Source organism: Streptomyces sp. NPDC104814 (assembly GCF_055583185.1).
The window spans coordinates 81,574-97,550 of record NZ_JBVJOL010000011.1 but is presented as its reverse complement, the minus strand read 5'-3'; the positions used below and the strand labels follow the sequence as shown (position 1 = coordinate 97,550).

The window sequence follows — 15,977 nt, the reverse complement described above, 5'->3', positions numbered from 1 at the left end:
GGTCCGGTCACCGTGGTGGCGGGCTCATGCCATCAGGTCCCGCCTGCGCACCCCCGCGAGCCCCGTGACGACCAGTACCGCAGCCAGCACCAGCAGCGCTCCGACCGGCCCCCACGCCATCTCCCCGCCCGGCAGCTTCGGCAGGTGGCCGAAGGGGGAGAGGTCCAGCACCGCCTGCGGCGCGTCCAGGGCCGGGCCCACCCAGCCGAGCAGCAGGACGGCGCCCGCGACGCCCCACGCCGCCGGGGCCAGCCGCGGCGCGCAGCCGTACAGCAGCACCGCCGTCCCGCCGATCACCCACACGGCCGGTACCTGCACCAGGCAGGCCCCCAGGATCGCGCCGGTCCGTCCGCCGTAGCCGGCGGCGAAGCCGAGGCCGGTCAGGAGCATGAGCAGCGCCGCACCGCCGAAGGCGATCAGCAGATGCCCGGCCGCCCAGCGCAGCCGGCCGACCCCGCCCGCCAGGACCGGTTCGGCGCGACCCGAGGTCTCCTCGGCATGCAGCCGGAGCACCGAGGCGACCACGTACAGGGCGGCGACCAGACCCATCACGCCGGTCATCGACGCCAGGAAGGCGTCCGTCAGGCCCGCGTGGCCGCCCATCCGCTCGAAGATCTCCCGGGCCCGCGCGTTGTCCCCGACCAGATCGGCCGCGCCCTCGGTCATCCCGCCGTAGACCACCCCGGCGGTGAAGAAGCCCATGGACCAGCCCAGCACGCCGCCGCGCTGGAGACGCCAGGCCAGCGCGCCCGCCGTGCCCAGCCGCCCCGCCGCGGGTCCGGGCCGGGCCGGCAGGAAGCTCAGGCCGACGTCCCGGCGGGCGGCGAGGGCGTACGCCACCGCCGCCTGCGCGAGCACGGCCGCCGCGAAGAGCGGCAGCACCCACCAGCGTTCCCGCGCGAAGGCGCGCAGGTTCTCCAGCCAGCCCAGCGGTGAGAGCCACGTCAGCGCCGACGAGCCGTCGTCGCGCGCCGCGTCGCCCGCCGCGCGCAGCACGAACGCGGCGCCCAGCGCGGCCGCCGTCAGGCCGCGCGCCAGGCGGGCGCTCTCGGTCAGCTGGGCGACGATCGCGGCGAGCGCGGCGAAGACCAGGCCCGTGCCCGCGACCCCCAGCGCGAAGGCCACGGCTCCCGTCGCGCCCTGTGCGGCAAGGCCCGCCGCCAGCAGCAGCGCCAGTACGGTGTTCGCCACGGCCGCCGTGAGCAGGGCCGCCGTCAGGGACGCGCGCCGCCCCACCGCGCCGGAGGCGAGGAGTTCCTGCCGCCCGCTCTCCTCCTCGTCCCGGGTGTGCCGTACGACGACCAGCAGGCTCGTCACGGCGGCGAGCGCACCGGCGTAGACGCCGACGCGCCAGGCGGTGAGCGCGCCGAGGGAGTCGCCGAAGACGGGGCCGACCATCGCGCGCAGCGAGGAGTTGGCGGACATCTGGCGGACCAGGTCCGCGCGGTCGGCGTCGGTGGCGTACAGGCCCTTCAGGGTGTTCGGCATCGACAGGACCATCAGGGTGTTCACCGCGATCCACACCGGCAGCACGAGCCGGTCGCGGCGCAGGGCGAAGCGGGTGAGGGTGCCGGTGCCCGCCAGGGCCGTCATCGGGTCACCTCGTCGGCGCTGTGCTGGTAGTGGCGCAGAAACAGCTCCTCCAGGGTCGGCGGCGTCGACGTCAGCGACCGCACACCGGTGCCGGCCAGGGAGCGCAGCACGGCGTCCAGCCGGTCGGTGTCGACCTGGAGGCGGACCCGGTGGCCCTGGACGTCGAGGCCGTGCACGCCGGGCAGGTGGGCGAGCCCGTTCGGGGGGCCCGCGAGTTCGGCGGTGACGCTGGTGCGGGTCAGATGGCGCAGGTCGGCGAGGGAACCGGTCTCCACGGTCCGCCCCTTGCGGATGATGCTGACCCGGTCGCACAGCTCCTCGACCTCGCTGAGGATGTGGGACGACAGCAGGACGGTCCGCCCGCGCTGCCGCTGCTCCGCGACGCAGCGCTGGAACACCTCCTCCATCAGCGGGTCGAGCCCGGAGGTCGGTTCGTCCAGGATCAGCAGGTCCACGTCCGAGGCGAACGCGGCGACCAGGGCGACCTTCTGCCGGTTGCCCTTGGAGTAGGTGCGGCCCTTGCGGGTCGGGTCCAGCTCGAAGCGGTCGATCAGCTCGGCGCGGCGCCGGGCGTCGAGGCCGCCGCGCAGCCTGCCGTACAGGTCGATGACCTCGCCGCCGGTGAGGTTGCGCCACAGGGTGACGTCGCCGGGGACGTACGCGATCCGGCGGTGCACCTCGACGGCGTCCCGCCAGGGGTCGCGGCCGAGGACCTGGGCGGCGCCGGAGTCGGCGCGCAGCAGGCCGAGCAGGACCCGGAGGGTGGTGGACTTGCCGGCGCCGTTGGGGCCGAGGAAGCCGTGCACCTCGCCGCTCTCGACCTCCAGGTCGAGCCCGTCGAGGGCGTGGGTGCGGCCGTAGGACTTGTGCAGTCCGGACACCGAGATGGCCTTCGTCATGGCTCCGAACGTACGCTTCTTTCAGAAATCTGTGAAGTTAAAGAAGTCTGAGAAGCGGCGATAGGCTGGAGGGCATGGTCGACGAGACGGTGGAGCAGCAGGGCGGACGCGATCCGGAGGCGGTCTCCCGCTTCGTCGAGCACTTCGCGGCGCAGCTCGTGGAGGCCGGCATGCCGCGCATGCCGTCCCGGGTGTTCGCAGCGCTGCTCGCCTCCGACACCGGGGCGCTGACCTCAGCGGAGCTGGGCGAGGGGCTCAGGATCAGCCCGGCCGCCGTGTCCGGCGCGGTGCGCTACCTGTCCCAGGTGCACATGGTGTCCAGGGAGCGCGAACCGGGCTCGCGGCGCGAGCGGTACCGGGTGCACAGCGACCAGTGGTACGAGGCGCTCACCAACCGTGAGGCGATCATCAAGCGCTGGGAGGACGCCCTGCGCGAGGGGGTCGCCAGTCTCGGCGCGGGCACCCCGGCCGGTGCCCGGCTCGCCGAGACGCTGGCGTTCTTCGAGTTCATCGAGCAGGACGTCGCCGGGATGATGGAACGCTGGCGGGCCTACCGCGAGGCACGGGCCGGCGGCCGGGCGGACGGGCCCCTCACCCGCCCGCCGGCACCCTGAGCGCCCACGCCCCCTCCAGGACCGTCCAGGTCCGGCGCCGTATCGGGCCGGAGACCGCCGCGTCCGCCCGGTAGCGGAAGTCCGCGCCGGTGACCGTCACCAGGCGGCCCGTCGCCCGCAGCGGTGTGGCCGCCGCGCCCACCGACACCGGCCGCACCTCCACCTCCGCGACCCCCGCGGCCCCCGGGACCACCGACACGCCCGACACGGGCTGCTCGGTGCCGATCAGCAGCTCCCCGTCGACCTCCACGCGCAGCCGGGCCGGGCCGTCGCGGTCCGGCGCCACGCGGGGCGGGCGGGCCGGCACCAGGGCGTGCACGAGGGACCGGCAGGTGCGCAGCCACGGCCGTAGCGCGTCCACGCCCTCCCCGGACTCCCCGGACGGCGGAGCCTCCCGCACCGGCGGGATGCGCAGCTCGCCCAGCACCACCCCGTCGCTGTCGTCGACCAGCAGGTCCAGGCGCCGCTCGGCGCCGTCGAGCACGGCCCGCGCGGCCGCCACCGCACCCGTCGGCACACCGAGCGCGCGCGCCACCGACAGCCGGCCCCCGACCGGCACCACCGACAGCGCGCAGCCGGCCAGCTCGCGCCGCCGGTGCAGCAGCGTCACCGCACGCGCGAGCGCCCGGTCGTCACCGATCACCACCGGCCTGCGCGAGCCCCGGCGCAGCAGCATCCGGGCGAACTCCTCCGGTCCCTCCGGCAGGCACACCTTCGTGGCCGCACCCGCGCTGAGCACGTCTTTCGCGATCCGGACGGACTCTGGGTCCGTCCGCCGGGCGACCGGATCGATGATCACCAACAGCTGGTCGGACATCGCGAAGGTCGCCACCTCGGTCCTGCCTCGCTTCCTCGGGTAGCATCTTTGTGCAAGAGCCCCTTGCGCTATTGCGCCAGGGGCTTCGTCTATTCCGGGGCATCCGGTCCGACGGTAGCGGCCAACGACGGCCGTGGCGCACGCGGCGGAACCCTTCCGCGTACGCCCCTGACCATGGACATGCCCCGCCCGGAAGGGGTGTACGCGCGTGCCCGCACTTGTGCTGCTCGGTGCTCAGTGGGGTGACGAGGGCAAGGGAAAGGCCACCGACCTGCTCGGTGGATCGGTGGATTATGTAGTGCGCTACCAGGGCGGCAACAACGCCGGCCACACGGTCGTCGTGGGCGACCAGAAGTACGCACTGCACCTCCTCCCTTCCGGAATCCTCTCTCCCGGCTGTACGCCCGTCATCGGAAACGGTGTCGTCGTCGACCCGTCGGTCCTGCTCTCCGAGCTGAGCGGTCTGAACGAGCGCGGCGTCGACACGTCGAAGCTCCTGATCAGCGGCAACGCGCACATCATCACGCCGTACAACGTCACCGTCGACAAGGTGACCGAGCGCTTCCTCGGAAAGCGCAAGATCGGCACGACCGGGCGCGGCATCGGACCGACCTACGCGGACAAGATCAACCGCGTGGGCATCCGGGTGCAGGACCTCTACGACGAGTCGATCCTGCACCAGAAGGTCGAGGCGGCCCTCGACGTCAAGAACCAGATCCTCACCAAGCTGTACAACCGGCGCGCCATCACCGCCGACCAGGTGGTCGAGGAGCTGCTGGGCTACGCCGAGCAGATCAAGCCGTACGTCGCCGACACCGTGCTGATCCTGAACCAGGCCCTGGAGGACGACAAGGTCGTGCTCTTCGAGGGCGGCCAGGGCACGCTGCTGGACATCGACCACGGCACGTACCCCTTCGTCACCTCGTCCAACCCGACGGCGGGCGGTGCCTGCACCGGCGCCGGCGTGGGCCCGACGAAGATCAGCCGGGTCATCGGCATCCTCAAGGCGTACACCACCCGCGTCGGCGCCGGTCCCTTCCCGACCGAGCTGTTCGACGAGGACGGCGACGCGCTGCGCCGCATCGGTGGCGAGCGGGGTGTCACCACCGGCCGTGACCGCCGCTGCGGCTGGTTCGACGCGGTGATCGCCCGCTACGCGACCCGGGTCAACGGCCTGACCGACTTCTTCCTCACCAAGCTCGACGTCCTCACCGGCTGGGAGCAGATCCCGGTCTGCGTGGCCTACGAGATCGACGGCAAGCGCGTCGAGGAGCTGCCGTACTCGCAGACCGACTTCCACCACGCGAAGCCGGTCTACGAGATGCTGCCCGGCTGGAGCGAGGACATCAGCAAGGCGAAGTCCTTCTCCGACCTGCCGAAGAACGCGCAGGCGTACGTGAAGGCGCTGGAGGAGATGTCCGGCGCGCCGATCTCCGCGATCGGCGTGGGCCCGGGCCGGGACGAGACGATCGAGATCAACTCGTTCCTGTAGGCCTCCCCGCAGCACACACGGGCGCTCCCGGCAAGCGGGGGCGCCCGTTGTGCGTTCGAATGGAGACATGCAGCGGCGTGAGGTACCGTGCCGCGGCCCGTACGGTGGCGAGGTCGCCGGCACCGACTGCGGCGAACGGGCCCGTTTCGAAGTGACCCGCCACGGCCGCCCCGCCCTGCGGGTGTGCCCGGTGCACCTGGGCCCGTCCCTGCTCCTGGCCACCGGCGTGCTGTGGCCGCCGGAGATCCACCTCATCGACTGACGTACGCCTGCGGCGGGCGGGCGAACCGGACTTGCCGGATTTATGGTGAGTGCGTAGGGGTGTGCATCGACCATGGAGAAGGTGAGCGCGATGCGCCTGCTCGTCAAGGCCAACATGGACACGGATCGCAGCAACGAGGCCATCCGCAGCGGCAAGATGCCGGAGCTCGTGAAGAGCGCCCTGGAGCGCATCAAGCCGGAAGCGGCGTACTTCGGCCCCCTGGACGGGCACCGGACGATGCTGCTCGTGGTCGAGATGGCCGACAGTTCGCACATCCCGCCGGCCCTGGACCCGCTCTTCACCGACCTGAACGCCTACGTCGAGGTCACCCCGGTCATGAACCTCGACGACCTCCAGAAGGGCCTGTCCCAGCTCGCCGGGTGACCGTCAGCTGAACACGATCATCGAGCCCTGCGCCAGACTCCGCGTCGCCGCCGCGTGCAGCCCCAGCCAGACGTGACGCTCGCGGGCGAACGGGCTCGGATCGTAGGGCGCCGGCGCGGCGGGCTGTTCCAACTCCGTCGGCTCCAGCGGCGGTTGCGGCGGTGCCGGCGGGTTGGCCGGGTCGATGCCGAGCGCCGGGGCGACCTGCTCCAGCTCCCGCAGCAGGCCCTGCGAGGAGCCCAACGGGCCGCCTCCCGCGAGCAGTTCGTCGTTGGCCAGCGGATGCGGGAAGTCCAGCGGCACGTACGCGCCGGCGTGGTCGTAGTGCCAGACCAGATGCGACTGCTGTGCCGTCGTCTCGAACATCTCCAGCAACTGCTCGTAGTCGCCGCCGAGTTCGTCCACCGGGGTCACCTGCAGCCCGCACAGCTGGAGCAGGTGCGCGCGCCGCAGGAAGTGCAGCGCGTCGTAGTCGAACCCGGCGACCGGGCCGACGTCGCCGGACAGACCCGGCATGTACTGGTACACCGGGACCGGCGGCAGTCCGGCCTCGGCGAGCGCCGCGTTGTACTGGGCGAGTTCCTCGGCGAACGGGTTGTCGGGCGCGTGGCACAACACGTCGACGAGCGGTACCAGCCACAGGTCACAGGCCAACAGGAGCTCCTCACACAGCAACGGCGCACGCTTCGGTCAGGGCAGCGTATTCGCTGCCACCCGCCCCCGTAAGGCGCGGGTACGTCCCGGTCAGCCGACGTTTTCCCCCGCGCGCCGCGCCTCACCCCTGTGGGCGGCGAGCTGTTCGATCAGCGCGAGCGAGTGCGTGTTGTACGACATGACGATCGAGCGGGCGGTGGCCGTGTCGCGCACCGACAGGGCGTCGACCAGTTCGGTGTGACGCGCCCACAGGTGGCCGCGCAGATCGCTGAGCAGCCGCAGATGCTGCACCGCGCACACCCAGGACTGCACGCGCAGCCGGTGCAGGAAGTCGGCGAGATAGGGGTTGCCGAACAGGCCGCTCAGCTCCCGCCAGAACCGGAGGTCGTAGCCGATCAGCACCGTCAGGTCTCCGGCCCGCGCGGCCCGCTGCGCCTCCTCCGCGCGCCGGCGAACCCCGGCAGCGGCGGCCGCCACCTTCGGTTCGTGCAGGTCGCGGTAGCCCTTGTGGCCGTCGTCCAGGGCCGTGAACATGCCCTCCACGACCAGGCTGCGGGCCTCGATGATGCCCCGGTAGTCAGCGACGGAGTACTCGTGCACCCGGAAGCCGCGGTGCTGGTCGGCCTCCAGCAGACCCTGCGCGGCCAGGTCGACGAGCGCCTCGCGCACCGGCGTCGCGGAGACGCCGTACTGCTCGGCGATCTCCTTGACCGTGAACTCCTGCCCCGGCTTGAGCCGCCCGGCCAGCACCTCGTCGCGCAGCGCGTCGGCGATCTGCTGCCGCAGGGTGCTGCGGGTCACGGCGCCGGTGCCGGTACTGCCGGGCATGGTCGTGGGGGCTCCTTCCGGAACGCGCGTAGGTGGCGGGCTCGCAGCGATGTCTACGAGCACGCCACCTTACGCGTTCGGCCCGGCGAGGGCGCCCCCCGCGGGAGCTACACCGTGTACTCGTCGGCCACCGACAGCGCCGCGTCCAGCGCCGCGAGGCCCTCCTTCAGCTCGGCCTCGGTGACGTTGCACGGCGGGACGACATGGGTGCGGTTCATGTTCACGAACGGCCACACGCCGTGCGCCTTGGCCGCCGCCGCGAAGGCCGCCATCGGCGCGTTCGCCTCACCGGCCGCGTTGTACGGCACCAGCGGCTCGCGTGTGCTCCGGTCCTTGACCAGCTCCAGCGCCCAGAACATGCCGGTGCCGCGCACCTCGCCGATGCTCGGGTGCCGCTCGGCCAGGTCGGCCAGCGCGGGCGCGAGCACGCTCTCGCCGAGCCGCTTGGCGTGCTCGACCACGCCCTCCTCGGCCATCACGTTGATCGTCGCCACGGCCGCGGCACAGGCCAGCGGGTGCCCGGAGTAGGTGAGCCCGCCCGGGTAGGGGCGCTTGGCGAAGGTCTCGGCGATCGCGCCGGAGATGGCGACACCGCCGAGCGGCACATAGCCGCTGTTGACGCCCTTGGCGAAGGTCATCAGGTCCGGTACGACGCCGAACAGGTCGGCCGCGAACCACTCACCGGTGCGGCCGAACCCGGCCATCACCTCGTCCAGGACGAACACGATCCCGTACTTGTCGCAGATCTCGCGCACCCCGGCGAGGTAGCCGGGCGGCGGGACCATGATCCCGGCGGTGCCGGGCACGGTCTCCAGGACGATCGCGGCGATCGTCGCCGGGCCCTCGAAGGCGATGGTCGTCTCGAGGTGCTCCAGCGCCCGCGCGCACTCCTGCTCCTCGGTCTCGGCGTAGAAGCGGGAGCGGTACAGGAAGGGCGCCCAGAAGTGGACGACGCCGTTCGTGCCGGTGTCGCTGGCCCAGCGGCGCGGGTCACCGGTGACGTTGATCGCCTGCTGGGTGCCGCCGTGGTACGAGCGGTACGCCGAGAGCACCTTCGGACGGCCGGTGTGCAGCCGGGCCATCCGGATCGCGTGCTCGACGGCGTCGGCGCCGCCGTTGGTGAAGAAGATCTTGTCCAGGTCCCCGGGGGTGCGCTCGGCGATCAGCCGGGCCGCCTCCGAGCGCGCCTCGAGCGCGAAGGCGGGCGCGAACGTCGTCATCGTCGCGGCCTGCTCCTGGATCGCGGCGACGACCTTCGGATGCTGGTAGCCGATGTTGGTGTAGACGAGCCCGCTGGTGAAGTCGAGGTAGCGGTTGCCGTCGTAGTCCCAGAAGTACGACCCCTCCGCGCCGGCGACGGCGAGCGGGTCGATCAGGTCCTGAGCGGACCAGGAGTGGAACACGTGCGCGCGGTCCGCGGCCTTCACCGCGGCGCCGGTCTGGGGGTCGGGCAGATGAGGGGTCATGTCCGCGAGCGTAAATGTCCGCGATGCGGAAGCGGTATCGGCGTCCTGTCTGTGGACAGGGGCTTTCCACGACAGGTTGTCGATACGGGTCCGGGCGGCCTCCGTGGGAGGTCCGGGCGGACGCGAAGGCTTTGACAGCTAGCTGTCATCATGACAGCCTTCTGTCATATGGTCATTCCGCTGGAGGCAGCCATGAGCAGCACCGACCGCAAGCCCGTGCACCTCGCCGTCTACGACACCCTCGCCGACTGGGAGACCGGCCATGCCACCGCGCACCTCGCGCTCGCCGGCTTTCCCGTCCGGACCGTCGGCCCCACCCGCGAGCCCGTCACCAGCATCGGCGGACTGCGCATCCAGCCCGACCTGGGCCTGGACGAACTGCGCCCCGAGGACAGCTCCCTGCTGATCCTGCCCGGCGCCAACGACTGGAACGCCGACGGCGACCCCCTCACCCCCTTCGCCCGCACCGCCCGCGCCTTCCTCGACGCCGGCGTCCCCGTGGCCGCGATCTGCGGCGCGACCCGCGGCCTGGCCCGGGAGGGCCTCTTCGACCAGCACGCCCACACCAGCGGGGCGCCGGAGTACCTGGCCGCCACCGGGTACGCCGGCGGCGACCGGTACGTCGAGGCGGACGCCGTCACCGACGGCCTGCTGATCAGCGCCGGACCCACCGAGCCGGTCGCCTTCGCTCGGGAGATCTTCCGGCTGCTCGGCGCCTACGACGAGCGCGTGATCGACGCCTGGTACCGCCTCTTCCACGACTCCGACGCCAAGGCGTACGCCGAGCTGCAGCAGGCCGGGGCGCAGTGAGCCGGGCCCGTCAGGACCTGCTCAGCCGCAGTGCGCTCGGGGTCTTCCGGCTCAACGGGCAGTTCCTCGCCGTCGCCGAGGAACTGGCCCGGCCGGCCGGGCTGACCGCCGCTTGGTGGCAGGTGCTCGGGGCGGTGCTGCCGCAGCCCCTGCCGGTCGCCGGGATCGCCCGCACGATGGGGATCACCCGGCAGAGCGTGCAGCGGATCGCCGACCTGCTGGTGGAGCGGGGGCTGGCCGAGTACCGCCCCAACCCGGCCCACCGGCGCGCCAAACTGCTCGCGCCCACCGAGGAGGGCCGCGCGGCCGTGGCCCGTATCGGCCCCGGGCACGCGGCGTTCGCCGACCGGCTGGCCGAGGCGTTCGGGGAGACGGAGCTGGCCTCCGCCGTCGCACTGCTGGAGCGGCTGGCCGCGGTCCTGGACGGACTGGGCACGGCTGTTACGGAACCGTAGACACCGGCCCGTCCACCCCGTGCCGGGCCCGCAACTATCGTGGGTCCGTTGCACAGGGGGAGGGGCACGGCATGGAGAAGCTGGGGCCGGGGGATCCGCACCGCATCGGCGTCTATCGGCTGCTGGCGCGGCTCGGGGCCGGCGGGATGGGGCAGGTGTACCTGGCCCGCTCCGACCGGGGGCGCACGGTCGCCGTGAAGCTGGTGCGCGAGGAGCTGGCCGCGCAGGAGGAGTTCCGTGCGCGGTTCCGGCAGGAGGTGCAGGCCGCGCAGCGCGTCGGCGGGCACTGGACGGCACCCGTGCTCGACGCCGACACCGAGGCGGCCGTCCCGTGGGTGGCCACCGGGTACGTCGCCGGGCCGAGCCTCGAGCGGGTCGTCGGCCACGACCACGGGGCCCTGCCGGAGCGCTCGGTGCGCATCCTCGCGGCGGGCCTCGCGCACGCCCTCAAGGACATCCACGCGGCCGGCATCGTCCACCGCGACCTGAAGCCGTCCAATGTGCTGGTGACGATCGACGGCCCCCGCGTCATCGACTTCGGCATCGCGCGGGCGCTGGAGACCCCGGCCCGGGAGGGCCTCACCCGCACCGGTTCGCTGGTCGGCTCGCCCGGCTTCATGGCGCCCGAGCAGGTGCGCGGCGAGCGCATCACACCGGCCTGCGACGTCTTCTGCCTGGGCTCGGTGCTGGCCTACGCGGCCACCGGCACCCTTCCCTTCGGCTCCGCCACCAGCGGGGCGCACGCGCTGATGTACCGCATCGCCCAGGAGGAACCCGACCTGGAGGGCGTGCCGGAGGGCATCGCCGACCTGGTCCGCGAGTGCCTGCGCAAGGACCCGTCCGCCCGCCCCACCCTGGACCGCGTCCTGGAACACACCGGCGCGGAGGACACCGTCACCGACGGCCGCTCCCGCGACCCCTGGCTCCCCGGCTCCCTGGTCGCCCAACTGGGCCGCCACGCGGTACGCCTGCTGGACACGGAGAACCCGGAGGGAGGGGGTCCGGGCGCAGTCGGCGCCCTGGCTCCGGACGCGCCGGATGCCGTGGCCGCCGCTGGGGCCGGGCTCGGCGCCGGTGCGGCGGACGGCCCGGGCGACGGGGACGGCCCCGGGGCGGACGACCGTGCCGCACCCGGCGGTGCTGCGGGCGATTCCGCCGCTGCCGGGGTGCCCCGGCAGGGTGTTCCCCGGGCCCTAGCGGCGGGCGGACCGCCGACGGTGGCGCCGGACGCTCCGAGGGGTGCGCCGGATGCCGCGGCTCCCGGCCCCGACGACGCCCCGGGCGCCGTTGCGCCCCCCGCGGCGAACCGGCCGGCTACCGTGCCGGGCGCCGCGCCCGAGCACGCCTCCGCCTCCGGCGCGGCCGCGGCGTCCGGTGTGCCCGGCCAACGCGACGGGGCGGCCGCGCCGCCTCCGCCCGGACAGCCCGGGTACCTGCCGACGATGGCCGCCGGAGCGAGCGGCGCCGCAGCGCGCGGCGCCGGCGCCGGCACAGGCACGCCCGCCCCCGCGCAGACACCCCCGCACGGCCACCCCCAGGCGGCCCGGCCGCCGTCCGCCCCGCCCACCCCGCACCAGCCGGGTCACCCGCCGACGCCATACGGCGTCCCCCAGCAGCCCGGCGTCCAGCACGCGCAGGCGCCGGCGGCGCAGGGCCCGTACGGCGGGAGCCCCGGCTACCCGCAGAACCCGGTGGCCCCCACGCCGTACGGCCACCCGCACCCCCAGCCGTCGCCCGCGCCCGGCGCCTACGGCTACCCCGGGCAGCACGGCGCCTGGGGCGGACCGGGGTACGCGGCGCCGGGCGGTGGGCTCGGGGTCACGCCGCCGTACGGGCCGCCGCCCTTCGGGGCGCAGGAGCCCCCGCGCCGCAACGGCCGTTCCACCGTGCTGCTCGTGGTGATCGCGGTGATCGTCGCGCTCGCCGCCGGCGGCTCGGTGTACGCCTTCATGAGCGGCGGCGGCTCCGGCGGGCATCCCAAGCCGTCCCCGACGACGAGCGGCGCGCAGCCCTCTCCGCAGCCGACCTCCGACACCCCGTCCACGGACCCGTCCTCCCCGCCCCCGTCCGCGCAGAACGGCGCCGTCCCGCAGGGGTACCTCGGCACCTGGTCCGCGACGATCGACAACGGGACCGGCCTCAACACGCGCGTGCTGACCATCCGGCAGGGCGAGGTGGGTGACACGGTCCTCACCCTCGTCGCCGAGGGGCCGGCCGGCAGCGGCACCTACCACTGCGAGTTCACGGCGTCCCTCAGCGCGGCACCCGGACCGGACGGACCGCTGCAGATCGGCCCGTCGACCGTGGTCACCGGCCCGCCCGCCTCCTGCTCACCGGGCGCGGCCACCGAGGTCACCCTGCTCCCGGACGGCACCCTGGAACGCGTCAACACAGCCAACGGAGAAAAACTGACGTACACCCGCCAGAGCTGACCCTCAGGCCTGGTCGCGCGAGCTGACGGCCGACGAGACGGCAACCCCTTAGGGGCGCGGGGAACTGCGCGAGCCTCAGCGAGGCTCCGGCGGTCGCTGCCGCGGCATGTTCGGGCGGGTACCGCCACCCGGTGGCATCGGGAACCGGCCGTGCACCACCGTGCCGTCCTGCCGCGTCCCCGGAGAGGCCACCGTCGACTGGATGCCGAGCGGCGCGGACCCGGTGCGGAACTCCACCATCCAGTCGGCCGTCTCGGTGCGCACCAGCTCCGTGATGTCCTCCGAGAACCGCCGCAGCACCCCCAGGCACCGGTCGGCCGCCTCGCTCGCCGTGCCCTCCGTCGGCCCCAGCACCTCGCGCACGCTCTCCGAGGCCCAGTCGAACTGGAGCACCTGGAGCCGGCGCTGCACGGCCTGCGCCGTCGCCACGTCTCTTATCCAGCCGGACGTGACCCCGAAGAACCGGTCCACGCCCACACACGCCACCGCCAGCATCAGCGCCAGATACCCCCAGGGCGCGACCCCGCCGATCACCCCGGTGAGGTCCAGCAGCGGCAGCGCGGCCCCGGCGACGGCGCCCGTCGCCGCGCCCGTGCGCAGCAGCCGCGCCCCGCGCCGCTTCCACACCCGGTCGGCGAGGTACCAGGCCGACGTCTCCAGCGCGCCGCGCTCCACCCAGCGGTACAGCTCGTCCAGCCGCTGCGCGGGCTCACCCCAGTCGCCGAGCGGGAACGCCCGCCCGGTCAGATCGCCCGGCCGCAGCCCGGCCGCACCCTCGCCCCACCCGTCCTGAGGCGGACCCTCGGGCTGCATCTCCGGCTGACCCACCCCGGCACTCCCTACTGATCCCGACCGACCGCGACCGGTCACACTGCGTGACCGAGTGACGCGTGATGCTGATGCGCCGGACCCTTCCTACCGCCCAATGGGTGGCGATGGGTGACCTTTAACGTCTTTTCCGCCCGGAAGAGGGCCTTGATCAGGTATAGGAGACGAGATCGACTCACTCGAAAGAGTGGCGGGGCGATGCCCTCCCGGACCACGTAGGCTCATTCCGAGCGGTAATTCCGCTACGGAACGCACGCACCGACGCCAAGGAGCTGAGACGTGATCCCCGGTGGTGGCCAGCCGAACATGCAGCAGCTGCTGCAGCAGGCGCAGAAGATGCAGCAGGACCTTGCCAGGGCCCAGGAGGAGCTGGCGAACACGGAGGTCGACGGCCAGGCGGGTGGCGGCCTGGTGAAGGCCACCGTGACCGGATCCGGTGAACTGCGCTCCCTGAAGATCGACCCGAAGGCCGTGGACCCGGAGGACACCGAGACCCTGGCCGACCTGATCGTGGCGGCCGTCCAGGCGGCCAACGAGAACGCGCAGAGCCTGCAGCAGCAGAAGCTCGGCCCGCTCGCGCAGGGCCTCGGCGGCGGCAGCGGCATCCCGGGTCTGCCGTTCTAGTCACCTGTCTTTCTGAGTCAGGTGTCGGCCCTCTACCGTACGTAGTGACGAGAACCCAGGAAGGACGGCAGTCCGTTGTACGAAGGCGTGGTCCAGGACCTCATCGACGAACTGGGGCGGCTGCCCGGCGTCGGTCCCAAGAGCGCGCAGCGGATCGCCTTCCACATCCTGCAGGCGGAACCCACGGACGTACGCCGCCTGGCGCACGCCCTGCTCGAGGTGAAGGCGAAGGTCCGCTTCTGCGCCACCTGCGGCAACGTCGCGCAGGAGGAACTGTGCGGGATCTGCCGTGACCCGCGCCGCGACCCGTCGGTGATCTGCGTGGTGGAGGAGCCGAAGGACGTCGTGGCGATCGAGCGGACCCGCGAGTTCCGCGGCCGCTACCACGTGCTCGGCGGCGCCATCAGCCCGATCGAGGGCGTCGGCCCGGACGACCTGCGCATCAGGGAGCTGCTGGCCCGGCTGGCCGACGGCACGGTCACCGAGCTGATCCTGGCCACGGACCCCAATCTCGAAGGCGAGGCGACGGCGACGTACCTCGCCCGCATGATCAAGCCCATGGGCCTGAAGGTCACCCGCCTGGCCAGCGGCCTCCCGGTGGGTGGCGACCTGGAATACGCGGACGAGGTCACTCTCGGCCGCGCCTTCGAGGGGAGACGACTGCTAGATGTCTGACGCCACGCTGCACGCGACCGACCCGAACCCGGACGACTTCGTGGTCCAGATCGCGGACCAGATCGAGAGCTTCCTGGTGGCCGTCACCGAGGTGGCGAAGGGCGACGAGCCGGCCTCGGCGGTCCCCTTCCTCCTCCTGGAGGTCTCCCAGCTCCTGCTGGCCGGCGGCCGCCTGGGCGCCCACGAGGACATCGTCCCCGACGAGCGCTACGAGCCCGACCCGGGCCCGGAGCCGGACGTGGACGAACTCCGTGAGAACTTCGCCCGCCTCCTGGACCCCATCGACGTCTACTCCGAGGTCTTCGACCCCTACGAGCCGCGTACCGCCCCGGTCCCGGCCCGTATCTCCGACGACCTCGCCGACGTCATCACCGACCTGCGCCACGGCATGGCCCACTACCGCGCCGGCCGTGTCACCGAGGCGCTGTGGTGGTGGCAGTTCTCCTACTTCTCCAACTGGGGCTCCACCGCCTCGGCCGTCCTGCGGGCCCTCCAGTCCGTCCTGATCCACGTCCGCCTGAACCAGCCCCTGGAGGAGCTGAACGGCCTGGACACCGACCAGGCGGACCTGGGCGACGACACCCTGGAGATCGAGGCGGGCCGCGTCATGGCCCAGGAGATCGGCGACCCGCTGGGGATGCATCCCGGGAAGTGAGCGCGAGCAGCGCCTCCGCGTCGACGAACGGCGCGGTGGGCGTCGGCTCGCTGTACCAGCGCAGCGGCCATGTGTCGCCGTCCAGCGCTGGTACGCCGATGTAGGTGACGGTCCGGTCCGCGCGCCGGCCGTACCGCTGCACGCCCAGCGGCCAGTCGTAGCGGTGCACGGTCCCCGGCGCCAGCAGGAAGTACACCCACCGCCTCCCGCCCCCGCCCGCGCACACGATCGGCCCCGCGTCGTCGTCGGCCCGCTCGATCAGCCCCTCGGCGACGGCCTCGCCCCGGCGCCCCTCGATCCGCACGGCGTCGAAGTGCACCCCGGCCAGGCGCAGCCGGTGTCCTTGGGCGGGGACCCAGGCGGGCCGGTGCCGGTGAATTCTCTCGGTCATGGTCACACGGTGGCGTCCGGGTGGCTACGGTCGGTAGTGACCCAGGTGATACACGACGCGGTGTACCGGCCGGAGGTGCGACCTGTGACCCAGCAGCC

At 73.1% G+C, this 15,977-nt stretch carries 18 protein-coding genes; 10 read left to right on the top strand and 8 right to left on the bottom strand.

Annotation, left to right across the window (positions count from 1 at the left end; translation table 11 throughout):
- Window positions 1-24 precede the first annotated feature (24 nt).
- Complete coding sequence (locus ACZ64A_RS30445; protein WP_469814941.1) at window positions 25-1,593, bottom strand: ABC transporter permease; 1,569 nt, start codon at window positions 1,591-1,593, stop codon at window positions 25-27.
- Window positions 1,590-2,492 carry an ABC transporter ATP-binding protein gene (locus tag ACZ64A_RS30440; protein WP_469814939.1) on the bottom strand — a complete coding sequence of 301 codons (903 nt, stop codon included), beginning with the start codon at window positions 2,490-2,492 and terminating at the stop codon, window positions 1,590-1,592. Before ACZ64A_RS30440 ends, ACZ64A_RS30445 begins: the two co-directional genes overlap by 4 nt.
- Before the next feature lie 74 nt (window positions 2,493-2,566).
- Here ACZ64A_RS30440 and ACZ64A_RS30435 point away from each other — a divergent pair, with 74 nt between their 5' ends.
- On the top strand, window positions 2,567-3,106 hold the full coding sequence (locus tag ACZ64A_RS30435; RefSeq protein WP_469814937.1) for a GbsR/MarR family transcriptional regulator: 540 nt from the start codon (window positions 2,567-2,569) through the stop codon (window positions 3,104-3,106).
- On the opposite strand, the gene ACZ64A_RS30430 is transcribed toward ACZ64A_RS30435, so the two are convergent.
- Complete coding sequence (locus ACZ64A_RS30430; RefSeq protein WP_469814935.1) at window positions 3,084-3,923, bottom strand: diacylglycerol kinase family protein; 840 nt, start codon at window positions 3,921-3,923, stop codon at window positions 3,084-3,086. The genes ACZ64A_RS30435 and ACZ64A_RS30430 overlap by 23 nt on opposite strands.
- A gap of 208 nt (window positions 3,924-4,131) precedes the next feature.
- Here ACZ64A_RS30430 and ACZ64A_RS30425 point away from each other — a divergent pair, with 208 nt between their 5' ends.
- The 3 genes from ACZ64A_RS30425 (at window position 4,132) to ACZ64A_RS30415 (ending at window position 6,061) form a co-directional block, all read left to right on the top strand.
- The gene (locus ACZ64A_RS30425; protein ID WP_469814933.1) at window positions 4,132-5,415 is read left to right on the top strand and encodes an adenylosuccinate synthase; all 1,284 of its coding nucleotides are present in this window, start codon (window positions 4,132-4,134) and stop codon (window positions 5,413-5,415) included.
- A 67-nt stretch (window positions 5,416-5,482) separates the two neighbouring features.
- Window positions 5,483-5,677, top strand: a complete 195-nt coding sequence (locus tag ACZ64A_RS30420; RefSeq protein WP_469814932.1) for a hypothetical protein — start codon at window positions 5,483-5,485, stop codon at window positions 5,675-5,677.
- Window positions 5,678-5,749: 72 nt separating this feature from the next.
- A complete protein-coding gene (locus ACZ64A_RS30415; RefSeq protein WP_469814930.1) occupies window positions 5,750-6,061 on the top strand; it encodes a hypothetical protein in 312 nt (103 codons plus the stop codon).
- A 3-nt stretch (window positions 6,062-6,064) separates the two neighbouring features.
- On the opposite strand, the gene ACZ64A_RS30410 is transcribed toward ACZ64A_RS30415, so the two are convergent.
- The 3 genes from ACZ64A_RS30410 to ACZ64A_RS30400 all read right to left on the bottom strand — a co-directional run bounded on the left by ACZ64A_RS30410 (window position 6,065) and on the right by ACZ64A_RS30400 (window position 9,009).
- Window positions 6,065-6,715, bottom strand: coding sequence for a hypothetical protein (locus ACZ64A_RS30410; RefSeq protein WP_469814928.1), 651 nt, complete (start codon window positions 6,713-6,715; stop codon window positions 6,065-6,067).
- 90 nt (window positions 6,716-6,805) lie between these two features.
- Window positions 6,806-7,543, bottom strand: a complete 738-nt coding sequence (locus ACZ64A_RS30405) for a GntR family transcriptional regulator (RefSeq protein WP_469814927.1) — start codon at window positions 7,541-7,543, stop codon at window positions 6,806-6,808.
- A 107-nt stretch (window positions 7,544-7,650) separates the two neighbouring features.
- On the bottom strand, window positions 7,651-9,009 hold the full coding sequence (locus ACZ64A_RS30400) for an aminotransferase class III-fold pyridoxal phosphate-dependent enzyme (RefSeq protein ID WP_469814925.1): 1,359 nt from the start codon (window positions 9,007-9,009) through the stop codon (window positions 7,651-7,653).
- 192 nt (window positions 9,010-9,201) lie between these two features.
- On the opposite strand from ACZ64A_RS30400, the gene ACZ64A_RS30395 reads away from it, so the two are divergent.
- The 3 genes from ACZ64A_RS30395 (at window position 9,202) to ACZ64A_RS30385 (ending at window position 12,706) form a co-directional block, all read left to right on the top strand.
- Window positions 9,202-9,819 carry a type 1 glutamine amidotransferase family protein gene (locus ACZ64A_RS30395; protein ID WP_469814924.1) on the top strand — a complete coding sequence of 206 codons (618 nt, stop codon included), beginning with the start codon at window positions 9,202-9,204 and terminating at the stop codon, window positions 9,817-9,819.
- Window positions 9,816-10,274: a MarR family winged helix-turn-helix transcriptional regulator gene (locus ACZ64A_RS30390; RefSeq protein WP_469814923.1), complete on the top strand. Its 459-nt coding sequence runs from the start codon at window positions 9,816-9,818 to the stop codon at window positions 10,272-10,274. Before ACZ64A_RS30395 ends, ACZ64A_RS30390 begins: the two co-directional genes overlap by 4 nt.
- 71 nt (window positions 10,275-10,345) lie before the next feature.
- Window positions 10,346-12,706 carry a serine/threonine-protein kinase gene (locus ACZ64A_RS30385; protein ID WP_469814922.1) on the top strand — a complete coding sequence of 787 codons (2,361 nt, stop codon included), beginning with the start codon at window positions 10,346-10,348 and terminating at the stop codon, window positions 12,704-12,706.
- Between the two features lie 75 nt (window positions 12,707-12,781).
- Here ACZ64A_RS30385 and ACZ64A_RS30380 read toward each other — a convergent pair whose 3' ends face one another.
- A complete protein-coding gene (locus ACZ64A_RS30380) occupies window positions 12,782-13,534 on the bottom strand; it encodes an SLATT domain-containing protein (RefSeq protein ID WP_469814921.1) in 753 nt (250 codons plus the stop codon).
- Between the two features lie 279 nt (window positions 13,535-13,813).
- Between ACZ64A_RS30380 and ACZ64A_RS30375 the strand changes: the two genes are divergently transcribed.
- From ACZ64A_RS30375 to ACZ64A_RS30365, 3 genes are all read left to right on the top strand, one after another.
- Window positions 13,814-14,158, top strand: a complete 345-nt coding sequence (locus ACZ64A_RS30375) for a YbaB/EbfC family nucleoid-associated protein (RefSeq protein ID WP_469814920.1) — start codon at window positions 13,814-13,816, stop codon at window positions 14,156-14,158.
- Window positions 14,159-14,233: 75 nt separating this feature from the next.
- Window positions 14,234-14,833 (top strand): recombination mediator RecR, encoded by a 600-nt coding sequence (recR, locus tag ACZ64A_RS30370; protein ID WP_469814919.1) that lies wholly within the window; start codon window positions 14,234-14,236, stop codon window positions 14,831-14,833.
- A complete protein-coding gene (locus tag ACZ64A_RS30365; RefSeq protein WP_469814917.1) occupies window positions 14,826-15,488 on the top strand; it encodes a DUF5063 domain-containing protein in 663 nt (220 codons plus the stop codon). The genes recR and ACZ64A_RS30365 overlap by 8 nt, the downstream gene beginning before the upstream one ends.
- Here the strand turns inward: ACZ64A_RS30365 and ACZ64A_RS30360 are convergent.
- Complete coding sequence (locus tag ACZ64A_RS30360; protein ID WP_469814916.1) at window positions 15,439-15,885, bottom strand: hypothetical protein; 447 nt, start codon at window positions 15,883-15,885, stop codon at window positions 15,439-15,441. The two genes, ACZ64A_RS30365 and ACZ64A_RS30360, sit on opposite strands and share 50 nt — an antisense overlap.
- Window positions 15,886-15,977: the final 92 nt, after the last annotated feature.

Excerpts from the sequence above, each read along its gene's own strand:
- ACZ64A_RS30445 (WP_469814941.1), bottom strand. The coding sequence starts at position 1,593 with ATGACGGCCCTGGCGGGCACCGGCACCCTCACCCGCTTCGCCCTGCGC.
- ACZ64A_RS30440 (WP_469814939.1), bottom strand. The coding sequence starts at position 2,492 with ATGACGAAGGCCATCTCGGTGTCCGGACTGCACAAGTCCTACGGCCGC.
- ACZ64A_RS30435 (WP_469814937.1), top strand. The coding sequence starts at position 2,567 with ATGGTCGACGAGACGGTGGAGCAGCAGGGCGGACGCGATCCGGAGGCG.
- ACZ64A_RS30430 (WP_469814935.1), bottom strand. The coding sequence starts at position 3,923 with ATGTCCGACCAGCTGTTGGTGATCATCGATCCGGTCGCCCGGCGGACG.
- ACZ64A_RS30420 (WP_469814932.1), top strand. The coding sequence starts at position 5,483 with ATGCAGCGGCGTGAGGTACCGTGCCGCGGCCCGTACGGTGGCGAGGTC.
- ACZ64A_RS30415 (WP_469814930.1), top strand. The coding sequence starts at position 5,750 with ATGGAGAAGGTGAGCGCGATGCGCCTGCTCGTCAAGGCCAACATGGAC.
- ACZ64A_RS30405 (WP_469814927.1), bottom strand. The coding sequence starts at position 7,543 with ATGCCCGGCAGTACCGGCACCGGCGCCGTGACCCGCAGCACCCTGCGG.
- ACZ64A_RS30400 (WP_469814925.1), bottom strand. The coding sequence starts at position 9,009 with ATGACCCCTCATCTGCCCGACCCCCAGACCGGCGCCGCGGTGAAGGCC.
- ACZ64A_RS30395 (WP_469814924.1), top strand. The coding sequence starts at position 9,202 with ATGAGCAGCACCGACCGCAAGCCCGTGCACCTCGCCGTCTACGACACC.
- ACZ64A_RS30385 (WP_469814922.1), top strand. The coding sequence starts at position 10,346 with ATGGAGAAGCTGGGGCCGGGGGATCCGCACCGCATCGGCGTCTATCGG.
- ACZ64A_RS30365 (WP_469814917.1), top strand. The coding sequence starts at position 14,826 with ATGTCTGACGCCACGCTGCACGCGACCGACCCGAACCCGGACGACTTC.